This window comes from Streptococcus mitis, from assembly GCF_003942695.1.
Taxonomy (GTDB): domain Bacteria; phylum Bacillota; class Bacilli; order Lactobacillales; family Streptococcaceae; genus Streptococcus; species Streptococcus mitis_BD.
The window spans coordinates 35,204-61,771 of sequence record NZ_RJNU01000011.1; the positions used below are offsets into that span (position 1 = coordinate 35,204).

Below are 26,568 nucleotides of genomic sequence, written 5' to 3' on the forward strand. Positions count from 1 at the left end.
TGCCTGTTCATTTATTTTCTTATGCTCATTTCAATCCAGCATACTATCTCACTTTTTGACCTTTTCTCTGATAGAATGTTCAGAAATCCATTTAGAGTAGCTTATCATTTTTTCATCAGTTAAAGCTTCTACCGCTATAGTCACGCACATATCAACCGCTTCTTCCACGGAAACAGTAAAGTGATAACCATTTAATTGTAAAAACTTCACCAAAACAAAGAAGGCCGTTCGTTTATTGGCATTGGCAAAAACATGCTTCTTTATCAATTGGACAAATAATATTGTTGCTTTATCAAAAATTGTTGGATAAAGAGGTTTGCCAAAAACAAATTGTTCTGGTAAGTTCACAATCATATTTAACGCTGAAGGACTAACTGTTTGAATTTGCTCCTTTGGAGAATACCGTTGAATTACTAAAGCATTGATTTTTTCAATTTGCTTTTCTGTTAGATAGACTGTCATTTTTCCACCAAAGCTTTGAAAACATCGTCGTATTCATCAAAAATTGTATCCAATTTTAAGTTAAAGGCATCATCAGAAACATAAGAGACCTGATGATCCAATTCTTCAGGAGTAAAGATAATTTCACCGCTTGGTAACAATTTCGCTTCGTATTTAACACCACTTGGAATATTGAACTCGCTTGGAATCGTAATGGTGATTGAATTTCCTTGTTTTCTTGTTTTTACGACCATCTGATTTCCTCCTTTGAAGTATTATAACAAATAATTATGGTAATTACAATGATAGTGTAAAACTGCTATTTCATCTCGAATCTTAACCGAAATGCTCCTGCATAAGTGATTTTTTCAAGGTTTCCAATTCTTCCAGAGATTTTTGAATTGCCAATTGTGATTTGTCGACCTGAGCCACAAAGTCCGCGAATTCGTTTTGGAGGGCTAGAGGGGGGAGGATTACTTTTAGTTCACTTAATATTTTTAAATTTATATTCTTTTGAGCTGATTCTGGAGCTTGACTTTCTAGCATCTTTTGAAAGTAACTAAACCAATAATGAATAAACATATTATTGGTTCTTTCTCCCGGAATAAAGCCAACAATGCTATCTGGAAAACATGAATCAAAAGCCAATATACTTGTTTTAGCTATATTAGCTGCGATAGTTATACATAATGTTCCTTTATCCCACAATTTACTTTGTTTAAGACCAAACTCAGAATATGTAGAATGATAATCTACAATATAGTTTCCTGAATTAGCTACATCTCCTGTCTGTATAAACGGATAGATTCCTCCAAATAATTCCGAAGCGTTACGTGGTCTATACTTAGAAACACCTCTACCAATCGTTCCAACTTTATCTAGTGTTTCAATCTCCCACCCCATATCATTCAAAACAGGATCCCCAAACATCTCGTTAAATCGGGATTTGACGAGCTCGTTCAATTTTTTATTTTGTTCTTTACGACAGCAAATTAATCGTTCAATCAAATTTAACGTACTGGTAATCAACTCTTGTTGCTCAACTGAAGGATAAGCAATCTCTACTTTTTTTAACCAGTCTGTACTTAAATTTTTTTGAGCAACACCATTAGAACTTCTTATTGCTGACTGCTCAAACAGATCTGAATTAAGAAATTGAAATACATATTCTTTGGAAATTAAACTATCAATAGTTCTTAAACAGGCAACCCGTTGATTTAACGCAGCAGGAAGCATTGTTTTACTTATTAATCCTACTCTTCCAACATTTCCTGTTAAAGACATAAGCAAATCATTTTCTTTTAAAATATACTTCTCGATTGAATTTGTATATTCAATTGGATAGTATTTGGGATCACTATCTTCGATGTATCCTTTTTGAACATTAGTAATTCTTATAATACGAATGCCTTCATTAACATATAGCAAACTCTTGAAGGCAAATCCATTTAATATCTCACAAACTTCCCCCAACTTCACTTTTTTCATACATCCATCTCCCTACTTGAGTAATTCTTCTAACTCTGCCAAGCCAGCTTGAATTTCTTTTTCTAGATCATTAATTTTCTTTAAGATGACTTCTGTTGGTTCATACTCAACTTTTTCATACTCAATTTCTTTGTATTTATTGATCGATAAATCATAATCATTATCCTTTATCTCATCGACTGGAACAAAGAAAGACTGGTCCGTTCTCTTACGTTCTGCTTCGTTGTCAAGTTGATGGAAACGTTGAATAATATCTGGAATATCATTATCACTGATCGGTTGTCGTTTATCATCCAAACTTAAACCATCTGCTTTCATATCGTAAAACCAGACCTTATCCGTTCCACCATTTCCAGTTTTTGTAAAGATGAGAATGGCAGTTGAAACTCAAGCATAAGGTTTGAAAACGCCACTTGGCATTGATATTACAGCATCCAATTTATGATTCTCTACAATTTCCTGACGAATTCCTTTATGGGCTTTAGAAGAACCAAAGAGGACACCGTCAGGTACAATAACTGCTGCACGTCCCCCTGGTTTCAATGTACGCAAGAAAAGAGCAAGGAAAAGCAATTCTGTTTTTTTGGTTTTTACAGTCGCAAGAAGATCATTTGAAGTTGAATCGTAGTCAAGCGATCCCTTAAATGGAGGATTTGCTAGAACTAAAGTGTATTTATCTGCTTCTTCATTATCTTGAGATAGTGAGTCAAGATAACTAATTTGTGGATTTTCCACTCCATGCAGCATCATATTCATTGCACCAAGTCTAAGCATGGTTGTATCCGTATCATTTCCATGAAACATATTGTTATGAAAATGGTTGATATTATCTGGATTGGTTTCCCATTCATCTTTTTTACGCTTTAGGTAGCGGCTAGCAGATACTAAGAAACCAGCAGACCCCATAGCAGGATCTGAGATAATATCCTTGATAGTTGGTTGCATCAACTCAACCATCATATCGATGATGTGACGAGGTGTACGGAATTGTCCATTTTTACCTGCGGTTGACAATTTTGATAGCAGATATTCATAGATGTCGCCAATATCATTAATTCCCTGTGTGTCATTATAAAAATCTATATCTGACCCTCTAGTTGGAAATTCATCTAATATAGAAATCACCTTTTGGAGCGTAGCAGGTTTATTAATTTGAAAGATAGCTTCTCGCATATAACGTGAAAAAGCTGTATCGTCAGTATCACCCTTAAGATTCTTCATAAATGGAAAAATCTCCTGGGTCATTAAACGATAGACTTCCTGAGCATCTCCTATATTTTTAAAGGTTGACCAACGGTATTCAGGTTTGTCTTTTGGAAAAATTCCCTCATAAGAAATCCCTAAAAACTCAGCATCGCTTTCGCGTCCAAGTTCGACACTATCCAGATCCTTCATAAACAGAAGATAGGTCAATTGTTCAATATTTGTTAGAGGATTTGCATTTCCTTCAGTCCACAGCATTTCCCACAGCTGATCGATTTTACTTTTTAATTCGCCTGTAATCATATAGTCTCTTTTCTTTGGTTTTTAAAGTTATGAATATCACTATTTTAACAGATTTTCAATCAAGCTTCAATTATGTTTCTCGCTATAAAAATTTCTTTCAAAAATAAAAAAGCAAACACAAAATATAGTTCACTTTTTTAAACTTTTTTACTCTTCATCCTTCCAGTTCCGAGCAATCTCTTCGTCTTTCTGGAGTTGGTCTACCAGTTCCTCTACGGAGTCAAATTTGACCATATCACGGACACGGTCCAGCCAGTAAACAATGATGGTCTCACCGTAAATGTCATCTGAAAAGTCAAAAATATTGACTTCAAAACGTGGTTCTTCGCCATCAAAGGTGACATTTTTCCCCACACTTGCCATGCCACGATATCTCTGACGTTGTACTTCTACATCGACTACATAGACACCATCTGCTGGCATGTAAGTTCGATCTCTTAGAACCAGATTGGCTGTTGGATAACCGATAGTACGCCCACGAGCATTTCCATGAACGACCATCCCACGAGATGGGAGCGGAGTGCCGAGCAGATGATTGACTTCCTTTATATCTCCATCAAGAATAGCCTGACGAATCCGTGTGGAACTAATCTTGCCCTTTTCGTCCTCGACCGGAGGAACAATGATGATCTCTCCATCAAAATAGTCCTTCAGGTCATCTGCAGTTTTCTTATCAGAGCCAAAGGTATAGTCAAATCCTGCCACAATGATAGCTGGTTTTAAAGCCTTGATATAGGTATCAAAGAATTCTTGACCCGTTAAACTAGCAAATTTGCTACTAAAGTCAAGTAAGAAGAGAGCCTCTACTCCATGCCACTTCATCTTGTGCTCACGTTCCTCGTGATTGACGATATGGAGCATGAGCTCAGGTTGGTAAGGTTGCAAGGCAAGTTTTGGCGACTCTGTAAAGGTCATCACGACAACTGGCAGATAATCCTTCATTGAAGCCTTGCTGGCCACTTCAAAAAGTTTCTGATGCCCCTTGTGGATGCCATCAAAATAACCTAGTACAAGGACTGTTTTACCCGGTACTGCAATATCTTTTTCGTTCTTAATAGGTACTGTTGTAATCATGAAACTATTATATCATAGAGCAAGTCTTTTCGCTAAGAGGAAATCCCAAATGTCGTTTTTTGCGCCTGAACTGACCTTAAGAGAAAATTTAACATTTTAGTTTTAAAAAATAGCACCTCCTATGAGATGCTATCATTTGGTAACTAGTCTATTGTTTCTTCTAAATCTTTTAACTTAACCGAAACAATCTTGGAGACACCTGATTCTTGCATGGTAACTCCATAGATAGAGTCCGCTGCCGCCATCGTCCCCTTACGGTGGGTTACGACGATGAACTGACTATCCTTGTCAAAGCGGTTGAGGTAATCCCCAAAACGTTTGACATTGGCTTCGTCCAGCGCCGCCTCTACCTCGTCCAAGATGACGAAAGGAATGGTCTTAACTCGGATAATTGAGAAGAGCAAAGCCAAAGCTGATAGGGCTTTCTCACCACCACTCATGAGGTTGAGAGATTGGATTTTCTTACCTGGTGGTTGGACAGAAATCTCCACACCAGCTGTTAAAAGATCGCCCTCAGTCAATATCAAGTCTGCCCGACCACCGCCAAACATCTGTCTAAAGGTCACTTTAAAGGACTCACGAATAGCCTCAAAGGTTGATTTGAAGCGTTCCTTAACCTCATCATTCATCTCCGTGATGGTCTCAAGAAGCAAGTTTTTCGCAGACAAAATATCATCACGTTGGCTATTTAGGAAATCCAAACGATTGTGGACTTCTTCGTACTGTTCAATAGCATCCAAATTGACAGGACCCAGCGAACGAATCGCCTTCTCTAAATCCTTAACCTCTTGCTCTGCCAGATTGAGATTTTCCAGTTCATGAGCCTTTTCTAGCGCCTCTGTGTAGCTGATCTGGTACTGGTCTGTTAATTGAGCTTGTAGATGGCGCAAGCGTTCGCTGACTTTTTCCTTCTTAGCTTCAGCACGTGTTTGTTTGCGAATCCACTCCTCATTCTGCTGACGAGCCTGATCCAAATGACTGGCAATATCATCCAGTTGACCCTCTATATCATCCAACTCAAACTGCTTGCGAATCAGACCTTGTTGGAGATTTGTTTTCTGAGTTTTGGCCTCTTCCTCTTGCTGACTTAGCAAATCCGTATCAACTTTCTCGAGATTATCAACCTTTTCTTGGAGGAGACGCTGAATCTCCTCTTGTTCGATATCCAGACTATCCAGTTCCTTTCCTAAGCGTTCAATATCAGTCACTTCGTACCGCTTTTGTCCTTGCAGTTCGGACTTAAGCAAGCGCGCTTGAGAAATCTGTTCCTGCAAGTTTTGATAACGTTCTTGAATGGCGTTTTTGTTAGACTTAATCTCTTCAATCTCAGCTTCCAGATTTCGCTTTTCACTGGCAATGGTAGCAAGACGCTCTTGGCATTTTTCCTTGTCCGCTTGCCAATCTCCGAGAGAAAGACGATTTAATTCCTCTTCTTGAAGTTTCCAAAGAGTTTCTAACTCTTCCACTTGCTGGTTGGTTTGTTGATAAGCAAGGTACAAGCCTTGCTCCTGAATACGAGCTTGCTCACCCTGAGATTTGATGGATTCTAATCTTTCTGTCAATACCGCCATCTCATCTTGCAAGGTCTTCAAGCTTGCCTCTTCAGAACGCAGACTAGTTTCTTCTTCAGCAATTTCTTTTTGTAATTGCTCTAGTTCTGGCTTGATGAAAATACTGTTATTTTGACGATTGGCACCACCCGCGTAGGAACCACCTGTGCGCAATTCGGTACCATCAAGTGTCACCATGCGAACCTGATAGCGAACTTGACGAGCTGCTGCACGCGCATGTTCTACAGTATCAAAAATTGCTGTCGTGGCTAGCAAGTTCTTAAAAATGGCTTCTAATCTCTTATCAAACGACACCAACTCATCTGCCATGCCCAGAAATCCTGGACTTGCTGCAATAGCATCTTGATTCTGACTAGATATTGTACGCGCCTTAATCGTTGTCAAAGGAAGGAAGGTCGCACGACCAGCTCTGTTGCGCTTGAGAAAATCAATAGCCTTGGTTGCCGCTTTCTCATCTTCTACAATGATATGCTGACTGCTGGCTCCAAGCGCAATTTCTAGGGCAGTTTGATAATGCACATCAAAGGTCAGATGCTCACTGACTGCACCAATGATCCCACCTAGACGCTCTTTTTCTTGAAGAACACTCTTAACACCTGCGTAAAAGTTACTATGATTTCTAAGGATATTCTCTAAACTTTGGGCTCTAGCCTGCTTGTTTTTGAGACTATCCAGACGGTCAAAGAGTTGGCTCTGCTGGGCTTGGAAAGAAACTTTCTGTTCCTCTTGCTCCTTGGCATTAGCTTGGTAGTCTGCCAATAATTTCTGAACCTGCTCCTTGGCAGTTTCAAGCTCAGTCTTTTGCTGACTTGCTTTCTCTTTAGCTGTAGCCAGTTGCTCTTTCAATTTCTCAAGTTGATCTGCTTGTTTTTGAGACAGCTGACGGCTGTTCTCCAGTTCATTCTCTATTCGTGTCAACTGGTTTGAGACATCCGCTTCTTCTTGTAAGAGCGCCACAAAACGTTCACGCAGGAGCTCGATCATTTGGTCAGGATCATCTGAAAATGCTAACAACTCTGCTTCTAGGCGATTGAGTTCCTTGTTGTTCTCAGCTAGACTTTCCTCTAACTGTTCCAGATTCTCTTCTTTTTCAACCTTTTCCTTACTTAGAGCCTTTCTCTTATCTTCCAAAGTCGCCAAACGGGTTTGTGCTTCTTGTTGATTGAGGGCTACTTGCTCGGATTCCAGTTTGGATAGGGCTAGTTTTCGCTCTAAGTCACTGATCAAACTAGTCAAATCCATTAAGCTTCCTTGATCCTTGGCCATTTCAGTTTGGAGATCTTGGCGTTTCTTTTTAAGACTTTGATTTTCCTCTTCTAACTCTTCACGCTTTTGGTAATAACTGGTCAAGAGTTCCTGAACCTGCGTTAGTTCTTCTTCTGTCAGCTCAAGTTCAGCCTTGTTTTCCTTGATTTGGGCAACCAGTACATCCAAGTAAATAGCCTTACGTTGACCATCCAAGTCGAGAAACTTACGAGCGTTCTCGGCTTGTTTTGCAAGAGGCTTGATTTGATTGTCCAACTCATAGATAATATCCTCTAAACGGTCTAGATTGTCTTGAGTTTGCTGTAGTTTGCTTTCTGTTTCTTTTCTACGAGTCTTGTACTTTAAAACTCCAGCAGCTTCTTCAAAAATAGCTCGACGTTCTTCAGGCTTGGAATTAAAAATCTCCTCAACCTTCCCTTGGGAAATAATAGAGAAGGAATCACGTCCCAGACCCGTATCTAAGAAAAGGTCATGTACATCACGCAGACGGACTTTCTTGCCATCAATTCGATACTCACTATCTCCACTACGATAGATATGGCGCTCTACCTTGATTTCTTGTCCTGCATCCTTGATAAAGGCATCTTCATTATCCAAAGTCACGACAACCGAAGCATAATTGAGCGGTTTCCGACTTTCAGTCCCAGCAAAAATGACATCGGGCATCTTACCACCACGAAGGCTTTTGACACTAGACTCTCCCAAGGCCCATCGCAGACTTTCCGTGATATTTGACTTTCCAGATCCATTTGGACCAACGACAGCTGTCACACCTTGGTCAAAGACGACTTTGGTCTTATCAGCAAAAGACTTGAATCCCTGAATCTCAATTTCCTTTAAATACATGAATCCAGCCCTTTCTCAACGGCATTTTTTGCGGCTTCTTGTTCTGCTAACTTCTTAGAACGCCCTTGGCCTTTTCCAATACTCTTTCCTTCAACCAGAACTTCTACATCAAAAACCTTATCATGAGCAGGTCCCGTCTCAGAGATAACCTGGTAGCGAATGTCCACATCCCCATTGACCTGGAGCAACTCTTGCAGATGAGTCTTGTAATCCTTAATCATCTCAAAGTCACCTGCTTCAACCTTGGGAATCATAACCTGATAGATAAACTCTTTTACCCTAGCCACATCCTTGTCTAAAAGCAAAGCACCCAGAAAGGCTTCAAAAGCATCACCAAGAATGGTGTCACGATTGCGACCACCAGACTTTTCTTCCCCTTTTCCTAGTTTGATAAACTGATCAAACTGGCAATCACGCGCAAAACCAGCCAAACTCTCCTCACGGACAATCATGGCACGGAGCTTGGACAAATCGCCCTCTGGTTTTTTAGGATATTTCTTATACAGATATTCTGAAATCAATAATTGCAGAACAGCGTCTCCTAAAAATTCCAAGCGTTCATTGTGTGAAATTTTTAAGAGGCGGTGCTCATTGGCATAACTCGTATGAGTAAAGGCAGTTTCCAGTAGCTTTTTATCTGCAAATTCGATTGCAAAACGGTCTTTCAGTACAGTTTGTAATTCTTTCATACTGACCTCTTTCTAATAATTACGATCCTTTCTATTATAACAAAAAAAGCCCCCTGAGTCACTTTAAAACGGAACTAGAAAGGATTTGAGCATTTTTTAGTAGATAATTTTTAATTTTAGGAGCAGTATAAAGAAAAAAGCCTTATTTAAAAGCTTTTTTGGACTATTTATATCCACCCTGAGGGAATCGAACCCCCATCTCAAGAACCGGAATCTTACGTGATATCCATTACACTAAGGGTGGAAACTTGTTTTATTATAACAGAAATTTGCTCTAATAACAAGTTTTTTATGGGTGGGGTATGCGTCCATTAGTGGGATGCATCACCATTCCAGATAGAGTTTTTCACAATCACATAATCAACGTGCTTGAGGTCAGCAACCTTGCGTCCACCTGCGTAGGAAATGGCACTTTGCAGATCCTGCTCCATCTCAGTAAGGGTGTCTTGCAAATGTCCTTTTGCAGGAAGTAAAATGCGTTTTCCTTCCACATTTTTATAAGCCCCTTTTTGGTATTGAGAAGCTGAACCATAGTATTCTTTGAACTGTTCACCGTCGACTTCAATCGTTTTCCCTGGGCTTTCGATATGTCCTGCAAAAAGAGAACCAATCATGACCATGCTAGCGCCGAAACGAATAGACTTAGCAATATCGCCATGAGTACGAATCCCACCATCAGCAATAATCGGTTTGCGAGCCGCTTTAGCACACCAGCGAAGTGCTGCCAACTGCCAACCACCTGTGCCAAAACCAGTCTTGACCTTGGTGATGCAGACCTTACCAGGACCGATTCCGACCTTAGTAGCATCCGCACCAGCATTTTCCAGTTCACGCACAGCTTCTGGTGTTCCCACATTCCCAGCAATGACAAAAGTATCTGGTAATTCTTTCTTGATGTGCTGAATCATAGAAATCACGCTATCCGCATGACCATGGGCAATATCAATCGTGATATACTCAGGAGCATCAGCCTTGAGTTGGCTAACAAAATCATACTCATAGTCCTTAACACCAACAGAAATGGAAGCAATGAGCCCTTGATCGTGCATACGTTTGATAAAAGGAATGCGCCCCGCCTCATCAAAACGATGCATAATATAGAAGTACCCACCCTTAGCAAGCTGCTCTGCTACGTTCTCATCCAAAATCGTCTGCATATTTGCTGGCACAACAGGTAGTTTAAAAGTGTGTTTTCCAAACGTAATACTTGTATCCGCTTCTGAACGGCTTTTAATGACACATTTATTTGGGATCAACTGAATATCTTCGTAATCAAAAATTGGAAATTCATTTAACATATCAATGTCTCGTTTCTTTTGTAATGACCTACCTATGCCTTCGCATCACTACGTCTTTTCCGACGTTTCCTTGATTAATTCTACACCAAAGTACAGATTTTGTCAATTTTTAAAACAAACCTTCTTTAAACGTTCGTTTTTTATCGCAATCAAAATCTTCTGAAAATCACTAAAAATTATTAGATTCGTAAATTATAGCTGATAACTACCTTAGCCAATCCAAAAGTGCGATGACAGTTCCATACCATCACCGCACTGATTTAGCCCATTTATTATTCTAATCTCCTTTAGATGATTTCATTGTAAAGGTATAATACTTGTCTCCGCTATAAGTTATTTTAAAGACCCCATCTTTTTGTTCACTGTATAGATTCGCATTTCCAGCAACCTTACCTTCAAATATAATGGTACCCGTCACATAACTCCATTTAGGAGTGGCAATTACTTCTCCTTTATAGGTGATTGTAGAAGTATGATCTGCTTTTAAAGTTGCCTTCAAGGAATCTGGTGCTATTTCTCCAGATGCGTCTGCATCCATTACATCTGCTACAGACGCGCCTATCCAGTCTCCTAAGAGAGCTTTCTCTTCTTCTGGCAAGAAGTTCTCAGGTTTCGCTGCATCTGTTCCTTCTTTTGCAAGTTTCACATCCATTGAAGTCCCGACAAGCTCTTTCAAGATACTTTCAAATGTAATCGTATCCTTACCAAGCTTGCCAACCATATCAGTATTTTCAATAGTAAGAGTTAATGTGTTATCATCATTTTTCCATTTACCTTCTGCAGTTGTTCCTTCTACGTTTAGTTTTGCCTTGCCTCCACTCATCAATTCGAGTTTGAAGCCAGCCATATCATCACCAGAGAGCGTTACTCCCATGGCCGTTCCACCAACAGCTACGTATTTGCCCACTAAGGCATCGTCCGCTCTTCCACCTGATTTTCCACAAGCTCCAAGCGTGATAAGTAACAGAAGTGCCAATATCAAGCTAAATAATTTTTTCATTTTGAAGCCTTCCCTTTCTCCTAAAATAGATTTGAAAGTCTATCTCATTCACTCGTCTATTCTAATCAAAACTTGCCTCCTGCACCACCGTGAGTTCTTCCTGATGAAGATGTATGAGTACTGCTACCTCCAGAAGAAGATTTACTCTCTTTGGGACGAGCCACCTTATCAATCGTTTTATATAGAAACTTTTCTTCTGCCTGAGTGACAGTGAGACTATTTTCTACAATATAATTTGTCGCTGCCACATCTGGCTCCACACTTTTGAGTTGGCTAGCCATACTTGAAACAACTATAATGGCTGTGACAAGACCTACACCTAGAGATAGGGGCACCCATATCCAACTTAAAGGTTCCTTAGGAAGATTCCCTTTGTCATAAGGTTTATCTGTCTTAGCCTGCGTTAAGAACTTATCGCTCAGTTCTGCAAAACTGCTAAATGCTTGCTCATATTCTCCGTTGCTTAGTTTCGGAACGAACCGATCAGACATATACTCTAAACCTGCATCGGTAAATGCTCGAATCGCATAACCTGTTGTGGTGATATGCCAATCCCGTTCCTTCATACTTAACAATAACAATAAACCACTATGGTCCTCACCCTGACCATAACCATTATAGTCAAAATAATCATCTGCAAAGGCTTCTGGTGTCTTCCCTCCCAGATCCTTGACAGTCACAATAACAAGGTCACATTTCTGCCGCTCACTAATCTCATCAAGTTTACTTAATAAATCTTTTTCTTCTGCATCACTCAGTAAATCCGCTTCATCCACGAGACGCTTCAGGGGTCCAAACTTAGCAGCAATAGCAGTCAAACTACGGTGGGTACCGTCATACCAACTACTATTACTATGATAAACGCCTTTAATAAAGGTATCCCAAAAATCTCCCAGAAGCTCTTTTGCTTTTCCCTTGTAGCAGATAGTTCTATAATCTTTAGACTTCCCTATTATCAGAAGAATAGCATCTTCCTTCCCTTTCTTGAAGAAATCCGTTGTATATTGAGTTACATCATCATAAGAGTCAGCAATGAGCAGATAAGATTTGAACTGATGCTCTTTGTAAATAGCTTGCGCTTCTTCTAGTTTGCTTTTCTCATTGGATGATAGGAGGCCGGCCTCATCATAAATTAAAGTTTGACTTGACATGTCAGCTGACACAATCCCAATCAAGGTAAAAGCGAGAAAAACCGCAAGAAGGAATGATAGTAGTTTTTTCATCATATCTTCCTCCTTACATTAGATAAATCAACCAAACAATGCCATAGCAAACAATAAAAGCAAGTGTTGCAATCATCATAAAATAGCGCCAGTAGACTCGTTTATCCAAGGGAAGATTACCTACAAATTTTCCTGTTTGACCATTCATAGCAAAAACGTACTTTTCATTATTCCAAGTTGTGTTTAACAACCAGACTGGATAAAGGACATACTTAGCTTTGCTATTTTTAAACTCAACATGGCTACTTTCTGGAGTTACCATTGTATAGCCTTTAACTGTTTCCGCAAATCTATCTTCAGTACTCCTTTTAGCCCGTTTATTAGCGTGGGTGATACTTTCTTCTGCCGTCACATCATAACGCTCGGCCAAATAACCTGCTAAATAGGCTGTTTGAAAGTCAACTGCTTTTGAAACATCAAAAGGTTCAATGGATTCCATTAAGGTATTGTCCATACTTTTAGAACCGTCAACAGGTAGATGAGAAAAGGCTAACTGACCAGAACGAAGGACAGAGTAAAAATCAGTTTGGGTGTAATTGTAATCTTTGTCACTCCAAGTCGTTATCCTAGTTGCTTTGTACTTAATATCTGCATCCGCTTCTGTATTAAATAACCAAAATGGCACGTAAACACCCTTTACTTCATCAATATGGTTCTGATCCTTAAAAATTTTTGGCAATAATCGCTTGCCGAGAAGGTGCTTGTTAAGCGCTTCTCTGGCAGCTTTTTTATCCAGTTTAAACGGAATAACCAACTCTGGTTTCAAATCACCTACCAGACGTTCCTTGAGAACAACTGGATTATCACAATAAGGGCAAGTTGTCGCAGCAGTATTTTCATCAGCAATCAATTGTCCACCACAGGAATTGCAAATAAAGACGTTCAGCTGTTCATCATCCTCTTGCCATTCTTCAGTAGAGTAGGTTGTTGAAGTTGACTCAGTAGAAGACTGTACTTCTACCAAACCTTCATCCATGTGCTTGAGACTTTCCATTTCATATTCAGAGTCACAGTAAGGACACTTCATTTTTTGGATTCTCGTATCAAAGGCTAAAGCACCACCGCAACAAGGACATTTGTATTCTAAATTATCAACCATATCATCACCTCCTCTCCCAACACTAAGGCAATCTAGAGCAATTTTACCCTAAAATATTGACCCGCATTCAGGACAGAATTTTGGTACCTGGCCAGAATCTGGAACTTTCCAACCACAGTTACTACAATGTTTTGCTTGATGAACTATCGGTTTTGGACTGCCACAATTTGAACAGAATTTACCTGTATTTACTGTGGCACATGAACAAGTCCAGCTATTGTCCACTGGTTTCGGACTGCCACAATCTGGGCAGAACTTCCCCATGGCCTCATGGCCATTTGGACAGATCCACTTATTGACATTCGGAGTGCTTGGCGGTGCTTGATTTTCTGTTTGTGCTTGGTTAACAGCCTGTTCTTGTCCCATAGCAAAGAGATTTTGTGCATTCATGCCACCGCCTGCATTGGCTGCCATGCCAAAGCCCATAAAGCCAGTCATAGCTCCTGCTTCATTGCTTGCGGCTGCCTTCATAGCGGCTGCCTGTGCTCCAACCAAGGTTGCGGCTGCCATAGTCGGATCTTTCATAATAGCAGTACGTTGAGCCTGCTTGATCATGTCCGCATCTTCTTCTGGGAGAGTAACAGAACCGAGTGCAATGCTAATGACTTTTAGACCACGAAGCTGGCCCCATTTTTCTGAGAGAGTTTCATTGAGGGCATTTTCTAATTCTGTATTGTGACTGACAATTTGATTCGGTCTCAATTCCATATCAGATAACTTAGCAAATGAAGGTTGCAAGGCGCTGATAAATTCAGTTTTCAACTGTGAGTCAATTTCTTCACGCAAATACTCTCTTTCAACATTTCCACAAACATTTGTATAAAACAAAAGCGGGTCAACGATCTTATAAGAATAAACCCCTGAGCATCGAACAGAAACGTCAAGGTCTAAACCAATCTTAGAATCTACCACACGAAATGGAATTGGGTTCGGTGTACCGAATTTATTATCAATTAATTCTTTTGTATTAAAATAATACACACGCTGATCTTTGCCAGTATCGCCACCATAAGTGAAACGTTTCCCAATTTGTTTGAAAGTATCCTTGATAGAATTTCCAAGATTTCCTGTAAAAATACTTGGTTCGCTGGAGGTATCATAAGTGAACTCACCTGGTTCGGCACAAACTTCTACAACCTTACCGTGCTCAACAATCATCATACACTGACCATCAGCCACTGCAATACCTGAACCATTGGAAATAATATTGTCACTGCCCTTAGTATTGGATGATCGACCAGAGACCCGCTTTTGCCCCTTGACAACCATGACAGATTTGTCCATAGACTCACAATAGAAAAATTCTTTCCATTGATCGGCTAATAAACCACCTACAGCTCCTGCACCTGCTCTAATAAGTCCCATAATGCCCCTCTTTTCTTTTGTCATCGAGCCATTAATAACTCACTTGCCTACCGCCTTTCTATTTAAATAATCTTTTCCACCTCCCATTCATTGTGATTACTGGTATGAGCAATTCTAGGCATATCAACTATTAAAAATATTGTTGACAACTAATCAATTATAACTCAAAAAAGCCCACTTAAACCCCGACTGCAAGTAGCAAAACATGCGAAGGGAGTCTAAATGAGCCACTTACAGTATAATTCTAGCTGTCATCAGCTACAACTCTCAGTAAAGCTAACAAGGAGAGTGTAGAAAGCGAAAGAACGACGTTAAATGGATAATTCTAATATTTATATGATGATGGTGAGGCTCTATCAGTTTGTTTTCAGTAGACAAACTACTCGTAAAACCTCTTAAACAGTATCTTGGACTTTTAAGCACTCAAATGCCACTTAGTCTTTATATATTATGAGTTACATTAAGCAAATGGTGATCTGTGTAAATCAGGGTCTTCTAATGATAAATCCCACTAATAAACCACCTTACTTCAAACTCACTTTAAAATGTAACCGTTATCAATTTCTATCTTTATTTTACCTTTTTTTCTAGGATTTTGCATGTTCTATACTGAATTTTTAAAATTTTTAGACGATTATTTTCGTTATGTCTAATTAATTCTCAGAAATCACTATATATAAAAACATGTAAAAGGATAGCCGTTTAGGATCTACCCAGCTTAATAATATTCACCCTGACGATAGTCCCATGAATTAAAGGTATTTGACAGGTGCATCATGATTTTATCAATATCAAGCCCTTTACGAATCACAACTGGTGCTGGTGATGTTGAACGTGCTCCTCCTTGTTCTGGGATGAGTTTGCCGTCTTTATCGACCATAGAGACCATCACACCTTGCTCGTAGCGAGTTTCGATTGTTTTGTCAGGTTGGATGGATGCCACGTAGTCGTCTGCCTCGATGACAAGGTCCACTGCTCCTTCGATTCGTTCTCCGATTCCTTCTACCTTACCACGGTTTCCTTTTCCAGATGGGTTGGCTGATGAGGCATAGACCATTTTACCTTCTTCCCACAGTTTAGCAGCCAACTGTTCACCAGCTTTACCAAATTTGATGACAAAACAGCTAGTACCACGAACGTCAGTCATGAGTTCTTCACGGCCATCACCGTATGCTTTGAGTTTTTCAAAAGCTTCTGGTTTCCAAGGAAGGATACAACCAAGGAGAATATCTTCATCCCAATGTTTTTGGTAGAAGGCTTCAATTTCTGGGTTGAGTTGTGCTAAAGCGCGGAGCTCGTCCATGCTACCGCAGAGAACAACTCCTGGTTTGTTACGGTTACGTTCTTTGGCTTCAAATTTGCGTTCAAGTCCTGCCTTATCGCTAGTCATGATAATGTAACCAACTTTTGTAGGGCAAACGATACATCCGCCCTCACCTTTTAAAATGTCATAGCCTTCTTGTGAAAGTGTTCCGTTCCATTGAATGTGTTTTGTCATAGTTCTATTTCCTTTTCTATTTTTTCTAATCCTGCCAGTAGGCTGGTCGTTGTTTTTCATAGGCAGCAATCAAATCTTCATACTGCAAAGTAATTCCGATATCATCCAAACCATTTAAAAGTTTGTGTTTCCACTCGCTATCGATTTCGAAAGTGAATTCTCCAACTGGTGAGATGATTTTTTGTTGTTCCAAGTCCACAGTTACCTGGTCGGTCGGTTTAAGTTCGGCTAGTTTCTCTCTAACCTCTCTGGGCTGAACAATAGGCAACATGCCATTATTGAGTTCATTATTGTAATGAATGTCCCCAAAAGATCCTGCAATCACAACCTTAAAACCATAGTCGGCTAGAGCCCAAGCTGCGTGTTCCCTCGAAGACCCCGCCCCAAAGTTATCCCCTGAAATGAGGATACTGGCTTTACGATATTCAGGTCGGTTAAAGACAAAGTCTGGGTCCTTAGTATACTTGTCGTCTAGATAACGCCAAGCATACATGAGATACTTACCAAAGCCTTTTTTATCAATCAACTTGAGAAACTGCTTGGGAAGTATTTGGTCGGTGTCGATGTTATCATTCATGAGAGGAACGATCGTTCCCGTATAAACTGTAAATTTCTCCATATCCTCTCCTTACTGGGCCTCTGGCATTTGCCGAACATCTACGAAGCGCCCTGCGATAGCCGCCGCCGCTGCCATGGCTGGACTACAGAGATGGGTCTTAGCGCCAAATCCTTGTCTGTCTTCAAAGTTGCGGTTACTGGTTGAGGCACAGTGAACCCCATCAGGGACCTTGTCAGGATTCATCCCTAGGCACATAGAGCAACCTGGGTCTCTCCACTCAAAGCCAGCATCTAAGAAGACCTTATCCAAGCCCAACTTCTCAGCAGCTCGTTTCACAGGACGAGAGCCTGGAACCACGATAGCAGTTAAGTTAGGAGCTATTTTCTTCCCTTTGACAAACCGCGCAGCCAGTTGCAAGTCACTGAGCCGAGCATTGGTACAAGACCCGATAAAGATATAGCCTAGCTCAATATCCGCTGGCTTTTGACCAGGCTCCAAGTCCATGTAATGATAAGCACGTTCATCGTTCATATCCTTAATTTCTGGGAAACTACTGTCAAAGTCAACACCCATAGCAGGATTGGTTCCCCAGGTCACCATAGGAGCCAAGCCAGAGACATCCATCTGGATAACCTTATCATAAACGGCATCACTATCGCTTACAAGCGTCTTCCAGTCGGAAACTGCCTCCTCAAAGTCCTCTGGAACGCATTCCCGTCCCTTGAGATAGTCATAGGTAGTCTGATCTGGATTCATGATTCCCATCTTAGAACCAAACTCGATGGACATATTGCAGATAGTCATTCTCTCTTCCATAGTCAAAGCATCAATCGCTTGCCCACGATATTCCACCACATATCCTACACCACAGGCAACGCCGTACTTGGCAATCAGGGCGAGAATGTAATCCTTAGAATAAACTCCTTTTTGAGGAACTCCAGTGAATTCCACCAACATTTTCTTGGGTTTGACCTGCCAGAGGGTCTGGGTCGCAAAGACATGCTCAACCTCACTGGTCCCAATCCCAAAGGCGATAGCTCCGAAAGCTCCGTGAGTAGCTGTATGGCTATCCCCACAGACGATAAATTTCCCTGGTTGGGTCCGTCCTGTTTCTGGACCTACCATGTGAACGATTCCCTGCTTTTCAGAACCATGAGCCGCATGTTCAATCCCAAATTCCTCAACATTTTCAGCCAGCTTATCAATTTGCGCCTTGGAAATGACATCTCGAATATCGTAGATATTAACCGTTGGTACATTGTGGTCAAAGGTTCCAAATGTCAAGTCTGGCCGTCTCAATCTGCGCCCCGCATCTCGTAATCCTTGAAAAGCTTGGGGACTAGTCACTTCATGAATATAGTGCTGGTCCACATACATGAGTTGAGGCTGCCCCTCTTCTCCTGTGATGACATGGCGGTCCCATAATTTATCAAAAATCGATTTTCCTGCCATCCATTACCTCCAAATAAAATATAAGGCTACTAGTGTGATCACCATCCCGAGAAAACAAACAGTTTTAAAATACCATTTTCTAGTCTTGTGGTGAAAGGTGATTCCTGCTAACCAAGCTCCAAAACCACCACAAGTAAAGGCTAAAATAAGTAAGATTTTCTCTGGGATGCGCCAAGCACCTCTCCTTGCCTTGGATTTGTCAATGCCATAAATCAAGAAAATCAGCAAATTCCAAATCAAGAGGGCAAGCGTGATTCCTTCATTTATCTTCATAATCTTTCAATGATAGCTTCCGTCATTTCCTTAGTAGAAGCCTGTCCTCCAATATCTCTTGTTAAAATGCCAGCCACTAAACTAGCTTCAACAGCACGCTCGATACGCTCTGCATCCTCATAACATCCAAAGCTATCTCTCAACATCATGGCAACTGACAAAATCATAGAGATAGGATTGGCAATTCCTTGAGCTGCAATATCAGGTGCCGAACCATGAATGGGTTCGTAGAGGCTTGGCCCCTTTTCAGAATGACTGGCTGATGGCATAACACCCAGGGTGCCTGATAGAACGCTTGATTCATCAGATAAGATATCTCCGAAAAGATTCTCTGTCACGATGATATCAAACTTAGCAGGATTGGTAATCAGAAGCATGGCAGCTGAGTCCACCAACTGGTGCTCCAAGGTCACATCTGGGAAATCCTGCGCAACCTCCTCAGCAACTTTCCGCCAGAGTTTTGAAGTCGCTAGAACATTTTGCTTATCGATACTAGTAACGATTTTTCTCCGACTTCTTGCGATTTCAAAGGCCTTACGAATAATCCGCTCCACTTCCTCATAGATGTAGTCGTTGATATCACGCGCTTTTCGCTCTTCAAGGATATGATCCCCAAAGTAAATACCACCTGTCAACTCACGCACCACGACAAAGTCTACACCAGCAATTCGTTCTGGTTTAAGTGGTGATAAATGCTTGAGACTATCAAAGATTTTTACAGGCCGAATATTGGCATAGAGATTGAGTTCCTTACGAAGAGCTAGCAAGCCTTGTTCAGGCCGAATCGCCGCCCCATCATACTGGGGACTACCGATAGCCGCAAGGAGAATAGCATCTGCTTCTCTACATGCCTTGAGGGTTTCATCAGGTAAGGGATGCCCCGCAGCATCAATACCTGCACCTCCAAAGGGGCGTCTGTCTATCTCATAGTCAAAACCTGTTTTTGAAGCTAGAGCTTCCAGAACTGCTAAACCAGCTTCCATGATTTCTGGACCGATTCCATCCCCTGCTAGTGCTACTATTTTCTTTGTCATAGCCTTCTCCTTTACACACTAGGCATGTCTCGGTAGGAAATACTACGCCCCATCTCACCTGCATTCTCTTTTTGAACAAAGGCATTGGCATTGATATAGGCAATAGCCGAAGCCTTCAATACATCAAAATCAAGACCTGCTGCGTTAAAGATGGTTTCTGTATCTCTGTTTTCAACAGTAACCAAGACCCGAGCTTGAGCATCAATTCCATCCGTTACCGCGTCAATAGTGTAGGACACCAAGCGGACAGATTGGTTAAAGAACTTATCGATAGCGTTAAAGATCGCTTCAACGGAACCTTGCCCTGTTGCATTGAACTCGACTTTTTCACCATCCATATTAGCTAGGCTAACGAGCGCTTCAATATCATTATCTGCATGAGTTTGAAGTTGTAAATCATCAAAGTGGAAGCCTTCTGGGTTTTCAACCATGGTTCCAGCTACCAGAGCACGAATATCTGCATCTGTGATTTCTTGTTTCTTGTCCGCTAGTGCCTTGAACTTAGCGAAGAGTGGTTTGATATCCTCTTCTGTAAAATCTAGGGCCAGTTCTCTTAGTTTTTCAACAAAGGCATGACGACCTGACAATTTTCCGAGCGGAAGACTATTACTTTTAACACCGACCAATTCAGGTGTGATAATCTCATAAGTGAGAGGATTTTTAAGGACTCCATCTTGGTGAATACCAGATTCGTGAGAGAAGGCATTGCCACCAACGACAGCCTTGTTTTTAGGAACTGGAATACCAGAGAAGCGAGAAACCATTTCTGACGTATTCATTGTTTCATCCAAAACAATATCACTAGTTGCTTGGAAGAAATCCTCACGAATCTTCAAAGCAACAGCTACTTCTTCAAGAGCAACATTACCTGCGCGTTCACCGATACCATTAATAGTTCCCTGGACACGTCCAGCACCATGTTTAATTGCTGTCAAAGTATTTGCAGTTGCCATACCGAGATCATCGTGACAGTGGACACCAAAGACAACTTTATGATCTGATTTAATATTTTCAGTCAAGTGATCAAAGATACGTGCAAACTCTTCTGGAGTCGTAAAGCCAACTGTGTCAGGGATATTGATATAAGATGCACCTGCATCGACCGCTGTTTGAACGACTTGTAATAGGAAATCCAACTCTGTTCTAGTCGCATCTTCAGGAGAGAATTCGACGATTTCAAACTTAGAACGGGCATAAGAAACATGCTCCTTAATAGCTTCTAAAATCTCTTCCTTGCTCTTATTGAGCTTATACTTGCGGTGAATCGGACTGGTAGCGATAAAGACATGAATCTGTGGATACTTGGCATCCTTAAGCGCCTCATAACAAGCATCAATATCAGATTTTACAGAACGAGCTAATCCTGTCACTGCTGTTTTTTTCATGGCTTTAGCAATTTCTTGAACGGCTATAAATGAATCTGGACTAGCAGCCGGAAAACCAGCTTCAATTACAGAAACTCCCCATTTCTCCAACTGTCTTGCAATGGAAACTTTTTCCTTTATTGAGAAGTTAACACCAGGTGTTTGTTCCCCATCACGAAGACTTGTATCAAAAAATTCAACTGTTCGCATAAGATTTCCCCTTTTTCAAATGTGGTTTTAAAAAAAACATCTCGCTCAGAAACCCAAGCGAGATGTTGATTTACTCCCGCTTGGTAAGCCAAACAGGACTAATGCTTTTGCACTAGCCCGAGTACCTCAACAACAAAGCAAATTGATTAAACTTAGCTGTCTTCATGTTTGACTTTCTCCTTCGTTTGATATCTTGTTTAGTATTTTAGCATAGCTAAAAACACTTGTCAAGAAAAAATCCATTATTTTCTGAAAATTTCTTCAGTAAAGAATATTTTGTTAATTGAAAGTATTTGAAAACTCAAGCGAATTTCCTTATTTTTTCACAGTCAATTCCCAACTTCTTTCGATGAGTTCTATCACTTCTTCATCTTGCAAACTATCATCAAGCGCCAGACTAAGCCAGTAGCGTTTGTTCATATGAAAGGCTGGGTAAATTCCCTTTTGTGAAAGCAAGTCAGCTACTTGATCGTGTTTGATATTAACTGCTTCGACTAGCCCTTCTCTACCCTTTTCCAGTTTATCCCATGGGATTCTCATCATAACAGCATACCACTTTTGATTTCCTTCATGACGCAATACAGCTGTATCAGGCGACTTTTCCCACAGATACTCCAACTGATTACCATACTTTTCCTGAACTTGAGGCATGATACGCTTAGTCTGAGGACAGATAAAATCCTGTACATCAAAGCAAGCCTCCCGAATCTGGTAGAGAATCTCCAAACAAGCCTCACGAACACTTCCGACAAAACTTCCCCGCATACTTTCCATATGGACTTGAGGGTAGAGGTCACCCGTCTCTTGATCAAAGATCTGAAAATTCACATCATCAGCAGTGATGGACACCGTCATGACAAAGTCACACTGCAAAATCTGGCAACTATAAGTCCAGACTTCCCCATTTTCTACAAAACCATAGGCATGGGCTTTTTCTTTATTAAACTGATAGGATTTAAAAATTTCAAACATAAGTGAAAACTGCTACCAAAAGCTAGCAGTTCCTTTCTATTTTTTAAAAGACAACCTTAGTTCCATGTAATTGTGTCACACCCAGCTGGTCGATAAAGGTTTGACGGTTGTCCAAGTCAATCCCACCACCTGGCAAGATTTCAATTTTACCTTTTGCATGTTCCAAAATTCTGTGATAATGAGCAAAACGTTTGTCTAGCGAGTCTCCAGACACACCAGCACGAGTTAAGATACGAGTGACACCGGCTTGGCTGAGCCAGTCAATGGCTTCTAACTGGTCTTCATCGCTTAATTCATCAAAGGCCATGTGAAAGACAATTTCCATTCCTTTAGATGCGGCAATCAGCTTCTCAAGATTAACCTTATCCAACTTCTTATCAGCAGTTAATGCCCCAAAAACTACTCCTTGACTTCCAGCCTGCGCAGTCAAACGAATGTCTTCTAGCATAATCGCTATTTCAAGATCAGTATAGACAAAGTCGCCACCACGGGGACGAATCATGGTCATAATGGTGCTATCATAGTTAGCTGCCAGTTCAACAGCTGCCTTAGTCACTCCATAGCTTGGTGTTGTCCCACCAACTGCTAGATTGTCACAAAGTTCGATTCGACGAGCTCCAGCCTGCATCGCTTTTTCAAGCAGGGTCACATTTTCAGCACAAAATTCGTAAATCATTTGATTCTCCTTGATGTTTTCTTTAAATTTATTATATCATATTATTTTAAATATGCTTTCATTTTTATCAAGGCAAATAACTACTATTTTAACTATTCTTTGTCAGGAATGACTTTAAAGAGATAGTAGGTGATAAAGATAGTCAAGGCTCCCAGACCGATTTTGACTGGTAAAAGAGGGGCAAAATAAATAGAAATTCCCATCAAGATATAGATAGATACGATGATTTTTTTCTTGCGTTCACGCGCTATAGACTTGGTTTCCCGAAAATCAGCTACATAAGTCTGATAGAGCTTGGTGTGATAAAGCCAGTCTTCAAAACGCTTAGAAGATTTTGAAAAGCAAGCGATAGACAGCAAAAGAAAGGGAGTTGTTGGTAAGAGCGGCAGGACAACACCTACAAGAGCTAGAGCCAAAGAAATAAAACCAATACAGAAATAAATAATGCGCATAACTTCTCCTAGATAAATTACTCTTCCTCTAGTTTCGCATACAGTGAGGAAATTTGTCAAGCTTCAAGTAAAAAGAGCCTGAAATTCATTTTCAGGACTCTGCATTTTATTTGATCTTTTCCTCTTCGTAGTCGCCATTACTACATACAACTTGCTTGCCACCACCACGGACTTTTTTCTCCACAAGGAAGTGTCCGCATTTTGGACAGTCACGGCCAATCGGTTTGTCCCAGGAAGTAAATTCACATTCTGGATAGCGATTGCAACCATAAAAGATACGATTGCGCTTGGTTTTGCGTTCGATGATTTGTCCTTGATGGCAGCTTGGACACTCGACACCAATCTCTTTGACAATCGCTTGTGTATGACGGCAGTCTGGGAAATTGCTACAAGCATAGAATTTACCAAAACGACCGAGCTTAATCACCATCGGACTACCACAGACTTCACAGTCAAATCCAGCTGGTTCATCCTTGATCTGAATTTTTTCCATTTCTGCTTCAGCCTTGGCTACTTCTTTAGAGAATGGTTTGTAAAAGGTGTCAATAACACGTTGCCACTGCTCTTTTCCAACTTCGACATCATCCAGTTTTCCTTCCATCTCAGCTGTGAAGGTCACGTTTACGATATCTGGGAAATATTCAACAATGAGTTTATTAACAATTTCTCCCAACTCTGTCGGTTCAAAGCGTTTGGCTACCAGACGAACGTAGTATCGTTTCTGGATGGTTTCAATGGTCGGAGCGTAGGTTGATGGACGTCCAACCCCATTTTCCTCCAAGGTCTTGATAAGCGTCGCTTCTGAATAGCGAGCAGGTGGTTGGGTGAAATGTTGTTCTGGCTTGCTATTGACTTGCTTGACCACATCTCCAACAGCCATGTCTGGTAACATCTTGTTCTTGTCAGAATCATTATAAATAGCAAGATAACCATCAAACTTAACCTGACTACCATTGGCAGCAAATTGGACCCCATTTTGAGACAATTTAACAGCCATGGTATCAAAGATAGCTCCCGTCATCTGGCTGGCCACAAAACGGTTCCAGATAAGGGTATAGAGCTTGAGCTGGTCTTTATCCAAGTACTTAGCGATGCTTTCTGGTGTATTAAAGACACTAGATGGACGAATAGCTTCGTGGGCATCTTGAGCGCCTGAGGCGTTCTTGACCTTGCTACCATGCTTGGAATACTTGCTACCAAAACGGTCGTTAATGTAGCTTGCAGCTTCATTCTGAGCTACTGGACTGATACGAGTCGAGTCTGTACGCATATAGGTAATCAAACCTTGCACACCCGATCCGATATTGATCCCTTCATAGAGCTGTTGAGCCACCATCATGGTCTTTCGAGTACGGAAATTGATTTTGTTAGCCGCATCCATCTGCATGGTTGAAGTCGTATAAGGTAGGGGCGCATTGCGTTTGCGCTCTTTCTTATCTACCTGATCTACTGTAAAATCTTTGCTCGTTAGGTGGGACAAGACTTCTTTGACTTCTTCGTTGGTGGTCAATTTCATCTTTTTGCCATTCATACCATAGAAAGAAGCCTGAAATTGCTTGGTACCCTTCTTAAAGACACCATCAATTGTCCAGTATTCTTCTGGTTGAAAGGCATTGATTTCATTTTCACGGTCAATGATAAGCTTAAGGGCAACAGACTGCACGCGTCCTGCTGATAAGCCCTTCTTGACCTTTTTCCACAAAATAGGCGAAATCGAATACCCTACCAAGCGGTCTAAGACTCGACGAGCTTGTTGGGCGTCGACCAAGTCCATGTCAATCTTGCGCGGTTCTTTAAAGGCATTTTTTACCGCGTCCTTGGTGATTTCATTAAAAACCACACGGTTGGCATCATTCTCATCCAAGTTGAGAATGTGGGCCAAATGCCAAGAAATCGCTTCTCCTTCACGGTCCGGGTCACTCGCCAGAAAGACTTTATTGGCCTTTTTAGCTTCTTTTTTCAGATCATTGATGAGAGGACCTTTTCCTCGGATATTGATATACTGTGGTTCATAGTTATTTTCAATGTCGACTGACATACTGGATTTTTTCAAATCACGGATATGTCCGACACTGGCTAGAACCTTATAATTTCTGCCTAGATATTTCTCAATCGTTTTCGCTTTAGCAGGCGACTCCACGATGACTAGATTTTTTTTAACTGTTGATTTTTTCTTCTTTGTTGCCGTAGCCACACTATCACACCTTTTCAAAGTAATAAACTTTATAAANTGTAAACCATTTTTAAAGACCTGTCAAGACTTAACTCCTATAGTTATAGAAGAAAAGTTTATCTGAGTGAACAATTTCTCCTTAAAATTCAAACTCTGCTAGTACATCTTGACCGCTGGAAATCAGTTTTGCTCCCTCTTGGATCAGGTGGTGACAGCCATCTGAATGGCCATCTAAAATGTTCCCTGGAATGGCAAAGACATCGCGCCCTTCCTCCATAGCACGCTCACAGGTGATGAGACTGCCCGAACGCATCCTTGCCTCTGCTACAATAACCCCACGACACAGTCCTGCAATGATACGATTTCGAGCTGGAAAATGAAATTTCAGAGGTTGCTCGCCAGGTCCATATTCGCTGAGAACCAGATGGTCATTGCCAATGTACTCCTGCAAGCGTTTATTGGCTCGGGGATAAAAAACATCCAATCCTGTTCCAATCACAGCAATCGTTTTTCCACCATTTTGGAGTGCAGCCATATGGGCAACCGTATCAATCCCTTTGGCCAAACCACTGACCACAATTAACTTGTTTTCCAAACCTTGAATGACTTTCTGAACCGACTTTGCTCCCTGACTTGAACAAGAACGACTCCCCACAACAGCAACTTTTGGAAACTTCAACAAGTCCAGATTTCCTTTATAAAACAAGAGCACTGGAGCATCATAAATCTCACTCAAATCCCAAGGATAACAGTCGTCTAGAATCGAGAAGGATGGAAATTTCTGAAACTCCTTCTCCAACTGCGCATCATCTATCTGGAAATAGCGTTCCATAAAGACAGCAGGATTACGACACCCAGATATTTCTGCAATATCTCCTAACAAAAGTTCTTGATCTACAGTCTCGTCATATTCAAGAACAGTTAAAATCTGTTGATTGGTCAGTCCAGCTTTTCTTAATTTGTAAATCTCATAGTTTGTGATCTTCATAAGCAACTCCATTTCTTTTTCTACTCATCTATCTATTCGTAAAAAACATAA

Annotated in this window: 22 protein-coding genes, 1 tRNA gene and 1 pseudogene; all 24 read right to left on the bottom strand. The window is 40.8% G+C overall.

The annotated features are described in order from the left end of the window. Nucleotides 1-48: 48 nt before the first annotated feature. Nucleotides 49-462: a type II toxin-antitoxin system death-on-curing family toxin gene (locus D8852_RS08250; protein WP_000219498.1), complete on the bottom strand. Its 414-nt coding sequence runs from the start codon at nucleotides 460-462 to the stop codon at nucleotides 49-51. Beyond that, nucleotides 459-695, bottom strand: a complete 237-nt coding sequence (locus tag D8852_RS08255; protein ID WP_000260600.1) for an AbrB family transcriptional regulator — start codon at nucleotides 693-695, stop codon at nucleotides 459-461. The genes D8852_RS08250 and D8852_RS08255 overlap by 4 nt, the downstream gene beginning before the upstream one ends. 82 nt (nucleotides 696-777) lie before the next feature. Next, entirely contained in the window at nucleotides 778-1,929 is a 1,152-nt protein-coding gene (locus D8852_RS08260; RefSeq protein ID WP_125425749.1) for a restriction endonuclease subunit S, read from the bottom strand. A 12-nt stretch (nucleotides 1,930-1,941) separates the two neighbouring features. After that, nucleotides 1,942-3,435: pseudogene (locus D8852_RS08265) on the bottom strand (type I restriction-modification system subunit M). Between the two features lie 147 nt (nucleotides 3,436-3,582). Beyond that, complete coding sequence (locus tag D8852_RS08270; protein ID WP_125425751.1) at nucleotides 3,583-4,509, bottom strand: bifunctional riboflavin kinase/FAD synthetase; 927 nt, start codon at nucleotides 4,507-4,509, stop codon at nucleotides 3,583-3,585. 143 nt (nucleotides 4,510-4,652) lie between these two features. After that, nucleotides 4,653-8,192 carry a chromosome segregation protein SMC gene (gene smc, locus D8852_RS08275; RefSeq protein WP_125425753.1) on the bottom strand — a complete coding sequence of 1,180 codons (3,540 nt, stop codon included), beginning with the start codon at nucleotides 8,190-8,192 and terminating at the stop codon, nucleotides 4,653-4,655. Next, nucleotides 8,183-8,881 carry a ribonuclease III gene (gene rnc, locus D8852_RS08280; RefSeq protein WP_000661464.1) on the bottom strand — a complete coding sequence of 233 codons (699 nt, stop codon included), beginning with the start codon at nucleotides 8,879-8,881 and terminating at the stop codon, nucleotides 8,183-8,185. The genes smc and rnc overlap by 10 nt, the downstream gene beginning before the upstream one ends. A gap of 172 nt (nucleotides 8,882-9,053) precedes the next feature. Next, a tRNA-Arg gene (locus D8852_RS08285) sits at nucleotides 9,054-9,125 on the bottom strand. A 67-nt stretch (nucleotides 9,126-9,192) separates the two neighbouring features. Further along, a complete protein-coding gene (locus D8852_RS08290; protein ID WP_000931191.1) occupies nucleotides 9,193-10,179 on the bottom strand; it encodes a GMP reductase in 987 nt (328 codons plus the stop codon). 277 nt (nucleotides 10,180-10,456) lie between these two features. Then, the gene (locus D8852_RS08295) at nucleotides 10,457-11,179 is read right to left on the bottom strand and encodes a hypothetical protein (protein WP_125425755.1); all 723 of its coding nucleotides are present in this window, start codon (nucleotides 11,177-11,179) and stop codon (nucleotides 10,457-10,459) included. 65 nt (nucleotides 11,180-11,244) lie between these two features. Continuing rightward, on the bottom strand, nucleotides 11,245-12,405 hold the full coding sequence (locus D8852_RS08300) for a TPM domain-containing protein (RefSeq protein ID WP_125425757.1): 1,161 nt from the start codon (nucleotides 12,403-12,405) through the stop codon (nucleotides 11,245-11,247). Between the two features lie 10 nt (nucleotides 12,406-12,415). Further along, nucleotides 12,416-13,501, bottom strand: coding sequence for a hypothetical protein (locus D8852_RS08305; RefSeq protein ID WP_125425759.1), 1,086 nt, complete (start codon nucleotides 13,499-13,501; stop codon nucleotides 12,416-12,418). Nucleotides 13,502-13,549: 48 nt separating this feature from the next. Further along, nucleotides 13,550-14,866: an SPFH domain-containing protein gene (locus D8852_RS08310; RefSeq protein WP_125425761.1), complete on the bottom strand. Its 1,317-nt coding sequence runs from the start codon at nucleotides 14,864-14,866 to the stop codon at nucleotides 13,550-13,552. Nucleotides 14,867-15,584: 718 nt separating this feature from the next. Then, nucleotides 15,585-16,364, bottom strand: coding sequence for an L-threonylcarbamoyladenylate synthase (locus D8852_RS08315; protein WP_125425763.1), 780 nt, complete (start codon nucleotides 16,362-16,364; stop codon nucleotides 15,585-15,587). A gap of 25 nt (nucleotides 16,365-16,389) precedes the next feature. Then, entirely contained in the window at nucleotides 16,390-16,983 is a 594-nt protein-coding gene (gene leuD, locus D8852_RS08320; RefSeq protein WP_125425765.1) for a 3-isopropylmalate dehydratase small subunit, read from the bottom strand. A 9-nt stretch (nucleotides 16,984-16,992) separates the two neighbouring features. Next, a complete protein-coding gene (gene leuC / locus D8852_RS08325; RefSeq protein WP_125425767.1) occupies nucleotides 16,993-18,375 on the bottom strand; it encodes a 3-isopropylmalate dehydratase large subunit in 1,383 nt (460 codons plus the stop codon). 3 nt (nucleotides 18,376-18,378) lie between these two features. Next, entirely contained in the window at nucleotides 18,379-18,648 is a 270-nt protein-coding gene (locus tag D8852_RS08330) for a DUF1294 domain-containing protein (RefSeq protein ID WP_125425769.1), read from the bottom strand. Next, nucleotides 18,645-19,682, bottom strand: a complete 1,038-nt coding sequence (gene leuB / locus D8852_RS08335; RefSeq protein WP_125425771.1) for a 3-isopropylmalate dehydrogenase — start codon at nucleotides 19,680-19,682, stop codon at nucleotides 18,645-18,647. The genes D8852_RS08330 and leuB overlap by 4 nt, the downstream gene beginning before the upstream one ends. Nucleotides 19,683-19,693: 11 nt before the next feature. Beyond that, on the bottom strand, nucleotides 19,694-21,256 hold the full coding sequence (locus D8852_RS08340) for a 2-isopropylmalate synthase (protein ID WP_125425773.1): 1,563 nt from the start codon (nucleotides 21,254-21,256) through the stop codon (nucleotides 19,694-19,696). A gap of 315 nt (nucleotides 21,257-21,571) precedes the next feature. Further along, nucleotides 21,572-22,228 (bottom strand): MmcQ/YjbR family DNA-binding protein, encoded by a 657-nt coding sequence (locus D8852_RS08345; protein WP_125425775.1) that lies wholly within the window; start codon nucleotides 22,226-22,228, stop codon nucleotides 21,572-21,574. A 43-nt stretch (nucleotides 22,229-22,271) separates the two neighbouring features. Continuing rightward, nucleotides 22,272-22,904, bottom strand: coding sequence for a copper homeostasis protein CutC (locus tag D8852_RS08350; protein ID WP_125425777.1), 633 nt, complete (start codon nucleotides 22,902-22,904; stop codon nucleotides 22,272-22,274). Between the two features lie 92 nt (nucleotides 22,905-22,996). Further along, nucleotides 22,997-23,356, bottom strand: a complete 360-nt coding sequence (locus D8852_RS08355; protein ID WP_001220344.1) for a YbaN family protein — start codon at nucleotides 23,354-23,356, stop codon at nucleotides 22,997-22,999. Between the two features lie 106 nt (nucleotides 23,357-23,462). Beyond that, entirely contained in the window at nucleotides 23,463-25,550 is a 2,088-nt protein-coding gene (topA, locus tag D8852_RS08360) for a type I DNA topoisomerase (protein ID WP_125425779.1), read from the bottom strand. A gap of 118 nt (nucleotides 25,551-25,668) precedes the next feature. Beyond that, nucleotides 25,669-26,517, bottom strand: a complete 849-nt coding sequence (dprA, locus tag D8852_RS08365) for a DNA-processing protein DprA (protein WP_125425781.1) — start codon at nucleotides 26,515-26,517, stop codon at nucleotides 25,669-25,671. Nucleotides 26,518-26,568: the final 51 nt, after the last annotated feature.